The 17,300-nt window shown below is 28.8% G+C and carries 13 protein-coding genes and 1 pseudogene; 6 read left to right on the plus strand and 8 right to left on the minus strand.

Annotated elements, in window-relative coordinates; all coding sequences use genetic code 4:
* Positions 1-56: 56 nt before the first annotated feature.
* Genes MDIS_RS00095 through MDIS_RS00110 form a run of 4 tightly spaced genes read right to left on the minus strand, consistent with a single transcriptional unit; the run spans position 57 to position 7,791 of the window.
* Positions 57-683 carry a signal peptidase II gene (locus tag MDIS_RS00095; protein WP_044635110.1) on the minus strand — a complete coding sequence of 209 codons (627 nt, stop codon included), beginning with the start codon at positions 681-683 and terminating at the stop codon, positions 57-59.
* Positions 655-3,315: an isoleucine--tRNA ligase gene (gene ileS / locus MDIS_RS00100; protein ID WP_044635111.1), complete on the minus strand. Its 2,661-nt coding sequence runs from the start codon at positions 3,313-3,315 to the stop codon at positions 655-657. The genes MDIS_RS00095 and ileS overlap by 29 nt, the downstream gene beginning before the upstream one ends.
* A complete protein-coding gene (locus MDIS_RS00105) occupies positions 3,315-5,870 on the minus strand; it encodes a DNA topoisomerase IV subunit A (protein ID WP_044635112.1) in 2,556 nt (851 codons plus the stop codon). The genes ileS and MDIS_RS00105 overlap by 1 nt, the downstream gene beginning before the upstream one ends.
* The gene (locus MDIS_RS00110; protein ID WP_044635113.1) at positions 5,863-7,791 is read right to left on the minus strand and encodes a DNA gyrase/topoisomerase IV subunit B; all 1,929 of its coding nucleotides are present in this window, start codon (positions 7,789-7,791) and stop codon (positions 5,863-5,865) included. Before MDIS_RS00110 ends, MDIS_RS00105 begins: the two co-directional genes overlap by 8 nt.
* A gap of 202 nt (positions 7,792-7,993) precedes the next feature.
* Between MDIS_RS00110 and gap the strand changes: the two genes are divergently transcribed.
* The 6 genes from gap to MDIS_RS00125 all read left to right on the plus strand — a co-directional run bounded on the left by gap (position 7,994) and on the right by MDIS_RS00125 (position 13,176).
* Positions 7,994-9,004, plus strand: a complete 1,011-nt coding sequence (gene gap / locus MDIS_RS00115; RefSeq protein WP_044635114.1) for a type I glyceraldehyde-3-phosphate dehydrogenase — start codon at positions 7,994-7,996, stop codon at positions 9,002-9,004.
* Between the two features lie 161 nt (positions 9,005-9,165).
* Positions 9,166-9,327, plus strand: coding sequence for a hypothetical protein (locus tag MDIS_RS04240; protein WP_165073030.1), 162 nt, complete (start codon positions 9,166-9,168; stop codon positions 9,325-9,327).
* Positions 9,328-9,640: 313 nt separating this feature from the next.
* The gene (locus tag MDIS_RS04305) at positions 9,641-9,946 is read left to right on the plus strand and encodes a hypothetical protein (RefSeq protein WP_232034175.1); all 306 of its coding nucleotides are present in this window, start codon (positions 9,641-9,643) and stop codon (positions 9,944-9,946) included.
* A gap of 20 nt (positions 9,947-9,966) precedes the next feature.
* The gene (locus tag MDIS_RS04310; protein ID WP_232034176.1) at positions 9,967-10,200 is read left to right on the plus strand and encodes a hypothetical protein; all 234 of its coding nucleotides are present in this window, start codon (positions 9,967-9,969) and stop codon (positions 10,198-10,200) included.
* Positions 10,201-10,528: 328 nt separating this feature from the next.
* A complete protein-coding gene (locus MDIS_RS04445) occupies positions 10,529-10,654 on the plus strand; it encodes a hypothetical protein (protein ID WP_276240873.1) in 126 nt (41 codons plus the stop codon).
* 449 nt (positions 10,655-11,103) lie between these two features.
* Positions 11,104-13,176, plus strand: a complete 2,073-nt coding sequence (locus MDIS_RS00125; protein ID WP_044635115.1) for a bifunctional metallophosphatase/5'-nucleotidase — start codon at positions 11,104-11,106, stop codon at positions 13,174-13,176.
* Between the two features lie 205 nt (positions 13,177-13,381).
* Here the strand turns inward: MDIS_RS00125 and rnr are convergent, their stop codons facing one another.
* The 4 genes and pseudogenes from rnr to MDIS_RS04505 all read right to left on the minus strand — a co-directional run.
* The gene (rnr, locus tag MDIS_RS00130) at positions 13,382-15,472 is read right to left on the minus strand and encodes a ribonuclease R (protein ID WP_044635116.1); all 2,091 of its coding nucleotides are present in this window, start codon (positions 15,470-15,472) and stop codon (positions 13,382-13,384) included.
* A 5-nt stretch (positions 15,473-15,477) separates the two neighbouring features.
* Positions 15,478-15,711 (minus strand): preprotein translocase subunit SecG, encoded by a 234-nt coding sequence (secG, locus tag MDIS_RS00135; RefSeq protein WP_044635117.1) that lies wholly within the window; start codon positions 15,709-15,711, stop codon positions 15,478-15,480.
* A 55-nt stretch (positions 15,712-15,766) separates the two neighbouring features.
* Complete coding sequence (locus MDIS_RS00140; protein WP_232034219.1) at positions 15,767-16,942, minus strand: phospholipase D-like domain-containing protein; 1,176 nt, start codon at positions 16,940-16,942, stop codon at positions 15,767-15,769.
* 135 nt (positions 16,943-17,077) lie between these two features.
* Positions 17,078-17,299 (minus strand): annotated as a pseudogene (locus MDIS_RS04505) (phospholipase D-like domain-containing protein); the annotation flags it as partial.
* Position 17,300: the final 1 nt, after the last annotated feature.

Raw genomic sequence — 17,300 nt, forward strand, 5'->3', positions numbered from 1 at the left:
ATATGCTCTTCTCATTAAAATTTTAGTAAATAATTGAAGCGTTTAGATTTGGTGTGCTAATTTACAAAATCATCATTATCCTTTTTTTCAACAACATTTTTCTTTTTTCGCTTTTTAAATTTTTCTCAATATGAATTTTTAAAAGTATCAATAATATGAACTAAAATTATACCTATTGGCCCTATGAAAATGAAAATATCTGCAAAATTAAAAGTACCACTCGAATTTGTGAAAGGTAAATAAAGTAAGTCTTTTACAGTATTATCATTCAAAATTCTATCAATTTCATTCCCTCAATTACCAGCTAAAAGAATTGCCATAAAAACGGTAAGTGAAAATTTTTTACTAAATGGAATTAAAATTAGAAGAATTAACGATAAAAAAAAGGCGAAAATATGAATTCCTTCGAACCCGATAATATGATTAATTCGCGAAGTTACTCCTTGGTGTAAAAGTGGCCGAAATCCAATGAAACCTCAAGAAATATTTTTTATAAAACCTTTTTTAGTAGAAATTTCGTATTCATCTCATGAAAAAATTAAATTTTTTGTTAATTGGTCAATTAGTAAAAAAGCTACAATAATAGAAAAAGCGATAATGATATTTAGAAAAAATCGCTTTTTTCCGACTAATTGATACTTTAATTTAATAAAATTAGTTAATTTTTTCAGTTTGGATTTCATTTAAGACCTCAAAACAGCGTTGGCAAACAGTGTCAATTTTTTCAAAATGGTTTCAGCATCTTGGGCATTTTTGTCAATTAAGTTGCAAAATTTCTGTTTTTTTATCAGAAAAATCAACTTTTGCAACCATTAATAATTTTACAAGATCGAGTGATTTAATAAAGTCAGAATCAGTTTTTAATAAAATTCCAACCTCATTTGATCGGTTAATTTCTTTTGTTTGAATTTTTTGTTCGATTAACTGATATATTGAATCCTTGATCTGAAAAAATTCTTCTCATTTTGTATCTAGTTTTTCGTCAAAGTTGGACTTTTCAAAGAAATTTTCCATATGTACCGAAATTTGTTTGTTGCTTTTTTGAACATATTGATAAATTTCTTCTGCTGTTGTTGGCATAATTGGTGCAATTGCAATGTTTAAAACAAGCAAAAGTTCGTATAAATTATATTGAATTTGCCTTCTTTTTAAGGAATCTTTTTTATCAGCGTACAAAACATCTTTAACAATTGATAGGTAAAAATTAGAAAATTCAATAATAAAATTATTGATTATTTTAACAACACGAACAAATCGATTTTTATCATAATTTTCAATAATTTCATTTTTCAACTTTTGAATTTTATTGTAAATATACAAATCCAGTTCTGTTAATTCGTACTTTTTTGGTTCAAAATCAATTAAATTTGTTATTAAAAACCGAACTGTGTTACGAATTTTTCGATAAATTTCCACATTTTGTTCAAAAATTGACTCAGAATAAACAACATCATTATAATATTCGCTGTTTGCAACTCAAAGTCGGAAAATATCACAACCATATTTTTTCAAAATTACAATTGGATCAACACCGTTACCTCTTGATTTTGACATTTTATTTCCCTTCGAATCAACAACGAAACCGTGGGAAAGCAATTTTTTATAGGGAGAAACTCCAGAATATATAACTGAATTTATCAAAGAAGAGTTAAATCAGCCTCGGTATTGGTCTGAACCCTCGAAATAAATGTCAAAAGGCGGATTTTCACCATTAATATTTGCGGCCAAAAAACTAACTCCTGAATCAAATCAGACATCTAAAATGTCGTTTTCCTTAGTTCAGCCCAAGTTTTGATACTGTTTTGGAAGAAGTTCATCTGTTGTTTTTTCATACCAAATTGATGATCCGTGTTTTTCAACTAGTGAAATTATATGGTCAAAAATTTCTGGTTTGTCCAAAACTGGTTTTTTATTTTGATCATAAAAAATAATTAGTGGTATTCCTCAACTTCGCTGACGTGAAATTAGCCAATCTTTCCTATCAATTATCATTTTTTTTAGACGATTTTTAAGCCAATTTTCTGGAAATTCAATGTTTTCTATGGCGCTTTCTAGTTCTTTTTTGATTTTCTCCACTGAAACAAATCATTGCGGTGTCCCGCGATAAATTACTGGTTTTAAAGTTCTTCAATCATGAGGAAAAGAGTGTTTAATAAAACTCAAGTTTAAAATTGCTGATTTTTCATTTAAAAAATCAGTTATTACCTTGTTAGAATCATCATAAAATAAACCAGAAAATTGCTTTGCGTTTTCATTAAATTTTCCATTATCGTCTACGTGCATAACCATTTCAAGGTTATTTTCGCGACCAATCCAGTAGTCATCCTCGCCAAAAAGCGGTGCTAAATGAACAAGTCCTGATCCCGCATCTAAAGTTACGTGTTTTCCAAAAACAACAGGGCAAATTTTTTCAAAAATTGGATGATGATATTCCACTCCTAAAAGCGTTTCACCAGTAAAACTAGCTATGATTTCATAGTCTTTTCATCCAAAAGTGTTACTTAATTTTTCTAGTAAATTAGCAGCTAAAATGTAAAAATTTTGACCGCTTTTTACACGGATGTAATTAAAATTCAAACCAATTGCAACCCCTGAATTTGCAATTAAAGTTCACGGTGTAGTTGTTCAAATAACTAATTTATCGTTTGGTTGTACAAAATTGTTACCTTTTTTTATGTTAAAGCCGACAAAAACAGATGGTGAACGGTGATCGAGATACTCAATTTCTGCTTCAGCAAGCGCGCTTTGACTACTTGGTGATCAATAAATCGGTTTTAAAGCACGGTAAACAAGATCACGGCTAACGATTTTTTTGAATAATTTTAACTGTTTAGCTTCATAATCAGGAGTGTTTGTTTGATAAATATCCTTAAAATCAGTCAATAAATTAAGTTTTTTAAATTGTTCCATTTGCACAAAAATTTGTGAATTAGCAAAATCATTTGCTTTTTGACGTATTTCAAGGGCTGATTTTGATTCGATTTGATTAATAATTTTGTTTTCAATCGGTAAACCGTGGGTATCTCAACCTGGAACAAACGGAGAGTAAAAACCTGACATAGTTTTGTAACGAACAATTATATCTTTTAAAACTTTATTAAGCGCGTGACCAATGTGAATGTCGCCGTTTGCATATGGAGGACCGTCGTGAAGAATAAACCTTGTTTTTCCTTGTCTATTTTTTAAGATTTTTTGATAAATTTGGTTTTTTTCCCAAAAATCAGTATAAAATTTATCTTTTTCAGGTAAATTTGCCTTCATTGAAAAATTCGAGTTAAATATATTTAACGAATTTTTATAGTAATTTTTATCCATTATTCATTTTCCTTTTCAATTTTGTCCAAAATTGATTTTATATCTATTTCACCTATTTTACGAAGTTTATCTTCTATACTTTCTGCAGGTTTTTCGTTTTTAACATTTGTTTTAATATCTTGATTATTATTGACGCTTTTTGTTGAAAAATCTACATTTTTCACATTATTTTTGCTATTTTTGTCGTTTTGCAAAAAAAATCTATAATTTGTTTTTGCCTTGGTTTTGTAATTTATAAAATCAGAAATTGTAAAGATTTTTAAAGGATTATCAAATTCAAAGACTGTTAAATTTTGATTATAAACAGCGATACTTTTTGGAATCAGTGAAAAATCAAGTTTGGTTGAAAAAACTTTAGGTGCAATTAATCTATTACCAAAATGTAAACTATCAGTTTCAATTTTCTCAAATCGAGAGTAATAGTCGATAATGGCAATCGAATCTGATGTTTCAATTGTTTGACTTGCTACAATAAATTCGCCTTTACGTAGATTTAAAATTTTAACACCTGCTGAATTTCGGGAATAAATTGGGATCTCCGAAAGACTTATTTTCAAGGCGCGATTTTGCGAAGTAAAAAATACGATGTTTTTCAATTTATTTTCTAAAAAAGTTTCAACAATTTCATCGTTTTCTTTAATTCGAAAAGTATTTTGCATTTTTTTCTGTCTAATTTTTGCTAATTGATCCAATTGCATTCTTTTGGCAAAACCAAATTTAGTTATAAAAATTAAAAATTGATTATTTTCAAAATTATCAACAAAAAAAGCATTTAAAATTTCTTGATCGTTCGGTATTCCTAACGTAATTCTTAAATTAATAGGCGCATTTTTCAAGTTTAATTCATCAATTTGGTGAACTGGAAAAACAGCAATTTCACCCTTATTTGTTAAAAAAAGTGCTTTTTGTTTTTGATTAACCAAACCTTGAAAAACAAAAATATCATCTTTTGGTAACTGTGTTTTTTCAATTTCTTCAGTTGTAGAATTTTTTAGATCTAATTTTTTATAAAGTCCAGATTTTGAAATTCAAAAATAAAAAAATTCATCTTTAATTAATTCATCATGATTTATTTTTATTTTTAAATCAGAATTAATTATTTTAGTTTTTCGCGGTGAACCATGATATTTTTTAAATTCGTTAAGTAGGTTGATTAAATTTGAATCAAATTCTTCCTTATTTTCGACAAGTTTTGTTAGTCTGCTAATATTTTTTTCTAAATGTTTTGACTCTTCAAGAAAAGTTTGCTGCTCAATTTTTGAGAGACGGTATAAGCGCATCGATGCGATTGCATCAGCCTGAATTTCGCTAAAATCAAAAAATTTCATTAAATCAGCAACAACACCAGCTTTTGAATTATCAGATTCGCGGATAACTTTAATTACTTCGTCAGTAATGTCAGCAACTTTGAGAAAACCCTCGATAATCTCTAATCTTGTTCTATTTTTGAAGAGATCGAAATTAAATTCAGCAAGTTTAATTTTTTTTAAATGGTCAAGATAGTAAAAAATCATCTCTTTAATTGTCAAAAGTTTTGGAGAATTGTCGCAAATTGCAACAGAATTATAAGAATAATGTATTTGCAAGTCAGTTTTTTGTAGTAAATAATTAATAATTAATTCTTGATTCGCATCTTGTTCTAGCTCAACAAAAATTAAAACTCCATTTTGATCTGATTGATCAATTACCTCTTTAATTCCATAAATTTGTTCTTCAAAACGAATGTTATCAATTTGTTGAATCAAATTTGCTTTTGAAATTCCAAAAGGAATTGAAGAAATTTCGATTACTTTTTGGTCTTTTTTTTCAGAAAATTTATAACCTGAAGTTATTTTTATCTTCCCTTTCCCAGTTTTAAAGGCATCAAAAATCCCAGATTTTCCATAAACAATCCCGCCTGTTGGGAAATCAGGTCCTAAAATTACTTTTGAAATTTCATCAATTGTGATTCCTGGGTTTTTAATCATCAAAATTGCTGCATCAACCACTTCAGACAGATTATGTGGTGGAATTTCGGTAGCAAATCCACTTGCAATTCCAATTGCGCCGTTAATTAATAAGTTTGGAAAAATTGCTGGTAAAATTGTCGGTTCTTTTTCACTGTCGTCAAAATTAGGACAAAAAGTTACAACATTTTTTGAAATTAGTTCTAATAAATGCTCGCTTATTTGCGTAAGTCTCACTTCTGTATATCGCATTGCGGCAGGTGGATCGTCGTCAATTGAACCTTTATTTCCGTGCATTTCTACAAGTGGGACGTTCATTTTTCATTCTTGAGAAAGTCGGACAAGGGCATCATAAATTGATGAATCACCGTGTGGATGATATTTTCCGATTACATCACCGACAACTCTAGCAGATTTTTTGTAATTTTTGCTATTTTTCAGACCCAATTGTCACATTGAATAAAGAATTCGTCTTTGAACAGGTTTTAGACCATCTCTAACATCCGGAATTGCGCGATGTTGAATTATATATTTGGAATAACGGATGAATTTTTCTGCTAAAATTTTTTCTAATTTTGAACTAATTACTAAATCTAAATTTTTATTCATGGATCGACTCCTTTAAATTGTCGATAAAATTGTCTTCAAGTGAAAAGTCAACATTTTCTTCAATTCAACTTTTACGAAGATCAGCTCTTTCACCCATTAAAATTTTGAAATTTTCTTCAACTTTTGCATAATCATCGATTAAAACTTTTTCTAAAGTTCGTTTTGAAGGATCCATTGTTGTTTGTCAAAGTTGACTTGCATTCATTTCGCCAAGTCCTTTATAACGTTGAATTTGTAAATTTGAACCATTCTTAATACGTTTTTGAAACTCTTTTTCATCCCAAACAAATACATCTTTTTTACCTTTTTGGCTAATCCGATACAACGGCGGTTGCGCTATAAAAACAAAACCATTTTCGATTAAAGGACGCATATAAAGGAAGAGAAATGTCAAAATTAGAATTTGAATATGAGCTCCGTCATTATCAGCATCAGTCATAATTATAATTTTGCCATAATTTAAGTTTTTAATATTAAAATTCTGACCAATTCCAGTTCCTAAAGCGCTGATAATTGCAACAATTTCTTCATTTTTTAACAGTTCGATTAATCTTGTTTTTTGGGCGTTAACAATTTTACCTTTTAAAGGCAAAATTGCTTGAAACTCACGGTTTCTTGCAAGTTTGGCAGAACCACCCGCCGATTCACCCTCAACCAAAAAAAGCTCGCGATTCATAGCTTTTTTTGAATTTGCGGGGGTTAATTTTCCTGATAAAATTCGCTTTTCTTTCGTAATCGATTTGGATGTTTTTGACTCAATTATGTTCAATTTTGACTGTTGGCGTTGACGATAAACTTCTAATAAAAAGTTGATAATTTTAGTAGCAATTTCTTTGTTAAGTGCAAAAAATGACATTAGATTTGTAAAAATGAGTTCTTCTGTCACAGTTTTTGCCAAAACTGTTGCTAATTTGTTTTTGGTTTGACCAACAAATTCAAGAATTGGTTCGGGCACACGTAGCGACAAAATTGCTGAAAGTCCAACTTTTGCATCGGCAAATTCGAAAATTTGCTTACTTTTAATTAAATTATTTTGTTGTCCGTAAGTGTTAAGCGCTTTTAAAAGACCTAATTTAAACCCGTTTTCATGACTTCCGCCTAAATTTGTTTTTACATTATTAACAAAAGAAACAATATTTTCCTGTTGTGAATCGACATACTGAAATGCAAATTCTACTATAATTTCCTGCTTTTTTTCCTTAAAATTGATAATTTTATCGTGTATTTTGTTTTGGTCTTTATTTAAAAAATCAATAAAACTTTCCATACCTTTTTCAAATTGGAAAGTTTGGTTAATGCTATTTTTTAAGTCAATAAAATTGATTCTCAAGTTATTAATCAAAAAACAAGTCTCACGTAAGCGTGTGATTATCATTTCTACATCGTATTCGGTATGTGAAAAGATGGAAAAATCAGGTAAAAATTTTATTTTTGTACCTGTTGTTTTGCTAGAGTCAATTACTTTTGTTCGAGTTTCAATTTTTCCACCATCAACAAAGGAAGTATAAAATAATTTTTTATCGCGATTTACATAAACTTCAAGTTTTTTAGAAAGAGCGTTTACAACTGATGAACCAACACCGTGAAGTCCGCCAGCAGTTTTGTAAATTTCATCAGAAAATTTAGCTCCTGAATGTAGTTCGCTAAAAACTAATTCAACACCTGTTTTTCCAGTTTTCTTATGAATTTCAGTCGGAATTCCACGTCCATTATCGCTAATTTCAACCGAATTATCAGGATTAATTGTTAGTGTAATTTCGTTAGCATATCCTGCAATAACTTCATCAACAGAATTGTCAAAAATTTCCCAGATTAATTGGTGTAATCCGTTAACATCTGTTGATCCAATGTACATTCCTGGGCGTTTTCTTACTGCTTCAAGCCCTTTTAATAGTTTAAGTTTCTCAACTGAATAACCCATAAGATTTTTCTAAAATCCTTTCAAAAAAATTGTGAAAAATTTTTTAAATAAATTTTATACAAAAAGACAAATAATTTAACAAAAATTTTAATGTAAAGTTAGTTTAAAGTGGTAAAATTAACAAGAAAAGTTATATTTTGTTAATTTTTTACTATTTAGATGGCAAAATTAACTTATAAAATCAACGAAATGGAGAGCCAAAATGAAAAAAATTGCAATTAATGGTTTTGGAAGAATTGGTAGATTAGCGCTTCGCCGCCTCTTTGAAGTTAACGATGAAGATTTGAAAGTTGTTGCAATTAACGATTTAACAAATGCTTCTGTTTTAGCTCATCTTTTTAGATATGATTCCGCACATGGTAAATTTGAGGGTGAAATCGAAGTTTTAAAAGAAGATGGGAAAAATTACCTTAAAATTAATGGTCAAAAAATTCTTGTTTTATCAGAAAGAGATCCTAAATCATTGCCTTGAAGGGAGCTCGGAATCGATTTAGTTGTTGAATGTACAGGTTTTTTTGCTTCTAAATCAGGCGCAAGTTTACATTTAGAAGCTGGTGCAAAAAAAGTAATTATTTCCGCACCTGCTGGAAATGACGTTAAAACCATCGTTTACAACGTAAATTGCAACACAATTGACGAAAATGATAAAATTTTATCATCAGCTTCATGTACTACAAACGCGTTGGCCCCACTTGTTAACGCTATTGAGAAGGAATTTGGAGTAAATCATGGGTTTATGACCACAATTCACGCCTATACTGCCGACCAAAGGCTGCAAGATGCTCCACATAGCGATTTAAGAAGAGCGCGCGCTGCTGGTGTTAATTTAGTTCCTTCATCAACGGGCGCAGCAAAAGCGATCGGGCTTGTAGTTCCTTCTCTAGCTGGAAAACTCGATGGAATTGCAATTAGAGTTCCCGTAATTACAGGTTCTTTTGTGGATTTAAGCGTTGAGTTAAAATCTAATCCTTCAGTTGAAGAAGTTAATGAAAAAATTAAAAAATATGCTAACGAATCTTTTGCATATTGCGATGAACCAATCGTTTCTAGCGACATTATCGGTGACAAACACGGTTCAATTTTTGATGCAACTTTAACAAAATTTGTTGAAGCTGATGGAAAAAGACTTTACAAATTATATACATGATACGATAATGAATATTCATTTGTTTCCCAGTTTGTAAGAGTAATTAGATATTTTGTTAAAAAATAAAAGAAAATAACAAAAACTTTTGTTAAAAACTAGATTTTTGAAAAATTTAGTTTGCTGAAATAACAAAAATCCTTAAAAAAACAAAGGGTAAGCGGCAAATTGAACAAGCAAAAACCAAAAATAAAACAAAATTCCTAAAAATATTAAGTATTTTTGGTTTTTTGTTTTCAGTTTCTTCGTGTGGTTATTACAGTTCGATCCCGAAAATTCAGCAAAATAATCAGGTGTTTGATAATCACAAAAAGAACAAAAGTTTGCAAAATCATAATTCTGGAAAAATTAAAGATCAAAAAACAACGATTTTTACAGTAATTCCAGCTTAAAAAACGTAGATTTTAATTTAGATACTAAAACTGAAAAAAATTTTAGTAAAACTGGAAAAAATAATTTTTTTCCAGAAAATTCTAAAAATACAAGAATTATTGAAAATTCAAGAGAAAAACAAGTTCGCTCATAAGAATAATATAGTCCAAAAAAATAAAAAAAAATACTGAAAATGGTCTTATACAGGCAACTGAAAATAACAAAAATTTAAATAAAAGCCTGACTAATTCATTAGAAAAAACAGAATCAGGTACTTCTGAATCTGTTTTTTCTAATGAAAATATAGAACAAGTTGACAAAAAATTGAATTAATTGATAATTCAGGCGAAAACCCCCTTAACTTTTGATATTTATAAATTATCAAAAGTTAACGATGATGAAAAAGTTCAAAATATTAGAATAACAGATAGACAAGGCGCGTTTAAATTATTCAAGATTATATCGGAAAATGCAATTTTACGAGAAAATGAACACTCTTTTTTAGGACAAAGGAATGAAAATTTAAATGTTTATCTACTTGATAAACTGAATTTAAATAGGGTGAAAAATCAAGTCCGCTTTGTTCGGTTGTTACTAGTTATTTTAATAAAAACTTTAGAAAAAACTACTATAAATTAAAACATTTTGGCTTTAGGTCAATGGATTATTCTGACAATAAATACAAGAACATTTTCCAAAGAAATATTAGATTTAGTTTAGGAACCTCAATTTTACTGGATACAAACGGTGAAGAAGGGCTTTTTTTAACAAACAACCATATTTTATTCAACAAAAAAGATCGATGTGACATTTTTTTGGCTATCGTTTTATCAGTTTTTACTTTAAAAACAAGATTAATTATGTGCTATCTCCAGATTTTTCTTGATTTCTAAATATGTTACACATTAAAGAAGATTTTGAGAAAAAATGAAATAAATTTCATAGAAAGGAAGACTCAAGGCTAAAACCCTTTTTGTAAAACAAACTTACGATAAATATTTTCGTGTTGCTGAAAATTTTAAGTCACATAAAAAAGACGTTGGACTTTTCTATTTTAAATACAGAGAATTTATTAATGATTTTCTTAGTCCCATTACCTTTTTTGAACAAAATAGCAAAGAAATTAAAGCATCTTTTTGATGAGCAAGACCTGCCGATACAATAAGGAGACTAAAAAATTTCGAAAAAAGTATAAAACTTTTTAGCGAATATTTGGATGAAATGTCTAAATTAGACCCTGTTAAAATAAGTGAAAAAATTTGGAAAAACGGCGAAATTGACTACACAACAAAATTAGGTCTGTTTTGACCAGGATTAGCAACAGCCAAAAATATGTTCATTTGCTAGTGTTTACAAATTATATTTTCGTCAAGGATAACAAACAGCAAAAATATTATTATGATCAAAATAATTTATCGAATTATATAACGGCTGCCATTCCTTTTAAAACTTTAAGCGTTAATTTAACTGAAGAAATTAATAAATTTTTATTTTAACAAAAGCCAAATTATGTCGTAAAAATAAGCATAATTTTAATTAACCTTATAGTTTTTTACCTAAAAGCAGATGTCCAAAATTACGATTTCGACATCTGCTTTTATTTTGCTTAAAAAGTTTAACTTTTCCAAAGTTTTATTTTCTAGTTTAAAAAATATCGAATTTCAAACTATAATTTTAAATTTTTATATTAAATTATAGTTTGAAATCGCCTAAATTTAAAATTTTTTGTAATATAATTTGTTGCTATATATTTAAATAAAAAATTTTAAATTTTGACTAAACTTGGAGAATAAATTATGAAATTTAAGAAGTTAATTTTAGGAAATTTGTTAATTTTAGCCCCTGTGTCGATTGTGGTTGCGAGTTGCATTCCTGTTATATCAGAATCGGAACAGTCGAGTGAAATTAGGAAAAAATATTTTGAAAATAATGAAAAATATAATAAGGAAATCGCCAATTTTGCTAAAAAATTAGAAGATTTGAACAAAAAACTTAAAGATCAAAAAGAGGAAACTAAAAAACATCAATTAGAACAAGCGATTTTCGACCTGTATTTTCAATCTAAAAAAACTTTAGATCCACTTGTTAAAGAATACAATTACTTGTTCAGAAAACTTCGTGAAGCAGAGAATGCTGAAAATTCAAGGTTAAAAACTATTAAAATTTTCCATTCAAACGACGAACACGGTCGACTCGAATTTGATGCTGGAAAATACAGTAAATTTATTGGAATGATAGACTTTTCTAAATATTTGGCGGATAAAAACAAAGATTTGCTCCTTTCTGCTGGAGATTTAATTCAAGGTTTACCCCTTTCCGATTCTGATAAAGGACAAACAATTGCCCAAATTGCAAGATTCGCTGGTTATGATACGGTTGCAGTCGGAAATCACGAATTTGACTATGGATTAGGGCATCTTTTGAAATTAAACAAGGAAATAAGCGAGCCTAAAACCGGAACTAGCACACCATTTATTTCAGCAAATATTTATTATAAAGATTATCAAAAAAGCGATCGAAAACCTGAAAATTATGACCAAACTAAAGTCGGAAAAAGAGTTTTTAAACCTTATATAATCAAAAAATTAGTCGGTGGCATTAAAGTTGCAGTTTTCGGGATCACAACACCTGATACAGTTTTTACTTCTAGACCAAGTAATTCTGAACTAGTCGAATTTCGTGATCCTGTTGAATCAGCAAATCAAGTTATTAGTGAAATTAAAGCTGAAAATCCTGATATTAATTTTATTGTTGCAGTTACCCATCTCGGAACAGGTCGAAATGAAAAAAAATGAACATCAGAATTTTTATCACAAAATTCAGATAGCGAACTTGATTTAATTATCGACGGACACAGTCACACATATGTCGAAATTAACAAAAAAGCTGCAGAAAATAGAGATGTTTATATCACCCAAACAAGTCATTACACAAAATTTTTAGGCGATATTGACCTTGTTTTTGATACAAAAACTGGAAAAATCACAGAAGTTCACCAAGTAATGAGAGATATTAATCAAATCGAACTATATAATAGAGACTTGCCTTCAAAATTAGTGCAGAAATTAAGGGATAATTTTGACAAAGAGGGAAAAGTTGTCGTATTTACATCTCCTGGCGAATTTAAACATACAATTTCACAAAAAATTGGTGGTGAAGATTTTTGAGTTGGTAGACTTAAGCCGACATCTTTAGGGGTTATCGCTGCCGATACTGTCGCTTGAGGTTTTGCAAAAGAAGAACCTTGAAAAACGCATACAAATTGAGAAAGCGGATCGCTCGAAAATACGATCGGAATTTATAACAGCGGCGCTTTGCGCTCAAATTACGAAAAAGGTGAAATTACTAAAGAAAAAGCGCTATCTGTAAGTCCTTTTGGCGATTTAATTACTGCTGTAAGAACTAAGGGTGATGTTGTAATTCAGGCTTTAAAACACGGACTTTCTCGTGGGCGTTCGGGCGGTTTTGCACAAGTTTCTTCAAACGTTTCTTATAATGTAAGAGTTGAAAAAAAACTAGATGACAAAACAAAAAAAGAAGAATATTTTTGAATTCCTGATGAAAAAAGTTTCAAAATTAATAATAAAACAATTGATCCTGAAAAATATTATTATATTGCAACAAATGATTTTATTTTAGACGGTGGCGACGGCTATAAAATGCTGGATAAAAAAGACCAAAAAAATAAAATCACACTTGCTTTTGAGGGAAGTAAATTTATTGATTCCTTAATTGAGTTTGCGAAATTAACAACTGATGAAAGCAAAAAAGTTCAACTTAAAAAAGAAAAATTCGAAAGACCTTTAACCGAATATCTTGATGAAAAAACTTACGCTGAACAAAAAGTCATCGGAATTCCTTCTAATTAACAGTTTTTACCTTAATTTTTTAATAGTATTTTTTTTGTTAAATTTGTCAAAATTGAAAAATTTAACAAAAAATTTAGTGACAAAGTCCTTTTATTGTTAGCGAAAAAACTGAAAAATTAAAGAAATTTTCTTTAATTTTTCCTAAAATTTTTCTATTTTGATTTTTATACTAAAATTAAAATAGAAAAATTTAGTCAGCTTAATTCTAATTTTCAGCTAAAATAGCTGTAATTTTACCGTCTCAAATATTAACGTTCTCAATTTTAACGTCAATAAACTCGCCTAATTTGAATCTACGCTTACTGTTATAAACGCAAAATCCATCTTCAGTTAACTGATATGGATCGTTTTCGCTATCAGGTAAACTCTTATTAATTATCATCGCATCAAAAAGACCGTCAATTTCAACAAAAAAACCGGATTTTATAATTGATGTTATTTGAGCGCCAAAAGTTTGACCAACCAATTTTTTCACATATTCGGTTTTTTTGATATTCACAATTTTTCTTTCTAAATTAAAAGCTTTCTGTTCTAATTCGGTGGTTGAATAAGAATTTTTGTTTAAAATTTCCTTAAAAAGTTCCAAATCTTTATTTTTTTCAAAAATAAAATGGTGAATAATTCTGTGCAAAATTAAATCTGGATAACGACGAATAGGGCTCGTAAAATGACTATAAAAAGTAGCGGCCAAACCAAAATGACCTACATTTTCGGTACTATAAATTGCTTTTTGCATTGTTCTTAAAATTGAATATTTTAAGAAATTGTCGTTATTTTCGACTTTAATTTCATCAATTTTTTTAGCAAATTCCTTTGAATTTGGATTTAATTTTAAAGTGTTTTTTATACCCAAGGCCTTAAGAATTTGATTGAAAATCACTATTTTTTCAGGATCGGGTTTATTATGGATTCTGTATAAAATCGGAATTTTTCTTTTTGTTAAAAATTCAGAGACATTCTCGTTAGCTCTAATCATAAAATTTTCGATTAACTCTTCGGAAATTCCTCTGCTTTTTAATTTTAAAGATTTAGTATAACCTTCTTCATCTAAAATAATTTTCACTTCGTCAATCGCTAAATCAATATAACCTTGTTTTTTCTTGAATTGCGAAAGAACAGAGTTTAATTTTAACGCAGTTTTAAGCATATTTTCTAATTCAAAATTATTAAAATTAGATTTTCCAGCAAAAAAATTGTTGACTTCTTCGTATGTCAATCTTTGCTTTGAATTGATGACAGAAGGATAGATTTTAATGTATAAATTTTCACCTTTTTTGTTTATTAAAGATTCCATTGTCACTGTAAATCTATCAACATTTGGTTTTAGTGAACAAATTCCGTTCGACAACTCTTCTGGCAGCATCGGGATTACGGTGTGCGGAAGGTAAATTGAAGTTCCACGATTTTGTGCTTCAATATCAATTGCACTATCTTGTTTCACATAATGAGCAACATCAGCAATGTGGACTTTTAAAAGAAAATTTCCATCTTCCGTTTCTTGGGCAGAAATTGCATCATCAAAATCTTTTGTATCATCGCCATCAATTGTAACGATTAATTCATTCCTTAAATCGACTCTGTTTTTATCGATAAAGGTAATTTCTTCTTCTATTTTTGAGGCTTCTTCAATAACATCATTGTTAAATTTGTTCGAAACTTCTGATTCAATTATAGGGATTTTTACGTACAAAAAAGGTTCACTTTTGTGACCAATTTCTTGAACTAGGTTTATTTTTAGAATGTTTTTTTGGTAGTCAACAATTTTTACTTTGTAAAAATTGTCAACAACTAAATCGTTAAATGAATTTCAACGGAAAACAAAATTTCCTTTGAAATTAACAGGTTCAAAATCCCAAAATTTACCATTTTTAAAAGCTTTTCCAATCAAAAACTTCGTGTTTCTTTGAATAATTTTGGTAACCACACCATAAACCTGATCGCTTTTAAATCGATCAGCATAAATGTTGATTCTAACTTCATCACTTTCAAGCGCGCTAGCTGTAAATCGAGCTGGAATAAAAACGTTTTGACTTTGTATTGGGTTTTCTTTGTCTTCAACAAAACCGAAATTTGATTGTGTTGCTCTAAAAATACCGACTTTTGTTTTTAATAATCGCGGCGCGTAATATTTTCCTTCAGGTGTTTTAAAAACAAGGAAGTTTTCAATAAGACTGCTAATTTGGTTAGTGAGTTGTTGATTTAAATTGAAAGGGATATTAAATTTTCTGACAATTTCAACAAATGTTCTTTCGTTTTTTAGAAAATTTTTTAATCTTTCTTCTGATATAATTTCCATAAAATTTACAACAACCTAATAATTAGTGACAGTGCTAGAAAAATAAATCCAACCACAAACATTGCTCATTTTGTGAATTTTTTAAATCCACGTTCTTTTGAAACTTGAAACAAATCAAGATCACTAGAACCGATAAGCGCTCCAGAAAAGGAGTTTGAATGTGGCGACATTAGCAAGGAAATCAAAATGATTAAAAATCCAAAAATAGCAATAAAAGCAATAATTATTGTTCTCAACATAATGCCCAACTCAAAAAAAATATAATTATAATTATACAATAAAATTATCTAAAACTTAAACAACTGTTTTTAAAAAAAATATGAAAAAACGAAGTATAGAAAAAACCCTTGTAATATCTTTTATTTCGACAATAATACCTTGTTTTTTCAGAAAATCTGTGTGATTTAAAAACTCGTTTAAAATTTTTCCTTTAAAAAATAAATTAGTTTCATACTGAAAAAACAAAGATCGATAATCCAAATTTGAAGTCCCAATCATTCCGATTTTATCATCAATAACTATTGATTTTCCGTGAAAAAAAATTTCTTTAAAATGATAGATTTTCGCCCCTTTTTTTAACAATTTACGTGCAAAAAAATCATTAAATTTTTTAATGATTTTTGAATCATTTCTTCCCGGTAAAAAGATTTCCAATTCAATTTTTGCAAGTAAAACATCTTTTAATGCATCAAGAATTTTTTGCGTTGGGACAAAATAAGGTGTAAAAATCTTTATATTTTTTTTCGCTGAATAAATCTTTTTTAAAATAAAACCTTCAATCAACGAATCTTCGAGATTTGGTCCGTTTTGAATAACGACACCGATATTTTTGGATTCATCAGGTTTGGGATCAAAGTCTTTAACATTGCAAAAACTATTTATTTTATCTTTAGAAATATTTTTTTTTCCTCATTTTGTCCAATGAAATAGGAAGTTTTTGCAGTAAGTTTGGACAATTTCACCTTCAAGTCTAAGGTTTAAATCCATCCAATAACCATAATTTTTGTCAAAACCTGAATATTCTTCAGAAATATTATTTCCACCAGTATAAGCGATTTTTCCATCTATGAGATAAACTTTTCGATGATTTCTATAAAAACTTTGCCCCGTAATAAAGGGAACTTTGAAAATGTTGAAAAGTAAAACTTCGATTTTTTTTCTTCTTAATTCGATTCATTGTCGCGTTTTTATAAGGTAAGCACCAAAAGAATCGACTAGAATTTTTACTTCTACACCTTGTTTTCTCTTTTTTATCAGCAGTTTTTTTAATTTTCTCCAAACAAAATCGTCTTTTATTATGTAAACATCGATAAAAATATATTTTTTTGCATTTTTAATGTCAAAAAAAAGTTTTTCAAAAAAACTATGACCATCAACTAGCAAATCACCGTTAAATTTTTTAATTGGAGAAGAAAAATATTTGCTTGAAAAAGTTAGTAAGTTATCTTCAAAGTCCGGATTTTTCTCCATTAACTTATTTTCTTCGTAATTAAATTCGATAAAACGTTGATATTGGCTAAAATATTGACTTATGTGTTGTCTATTTGAGTACTTTTTTGCGAAAATAAAATATGAAATCGGCCCTATTATAGGGAAAATTGAGCAAGCAATTAACCATGAAATTTTAGTTTCATACCTTCTTTTTTGAAATAACAAATAAATATTAAAAAAAGAAGTAGAAACGTGGACGACGGCGAGAGTTAAAATCGAAATTCAATCCATATTTCTTGACAAAAAAAGATGGATCAAATAAATTGCTGCACTAAAACCTGCTAGAAATAGCGCTAAAAAGCAATAATAAAAAAATCACTTTGTGAATTTATGCATT

Source organism: Mesomycoplasma dispar (assembly GCF_000941075.1).
In the GTDB taxonomy this organism is placed as follows: Bacteria; Bacillota_I; Bacilli_A; order Mycoplasmatales; family Metamycoplasmataceae; genus Mesomycoplasma; species Mesomycoplasma dispar.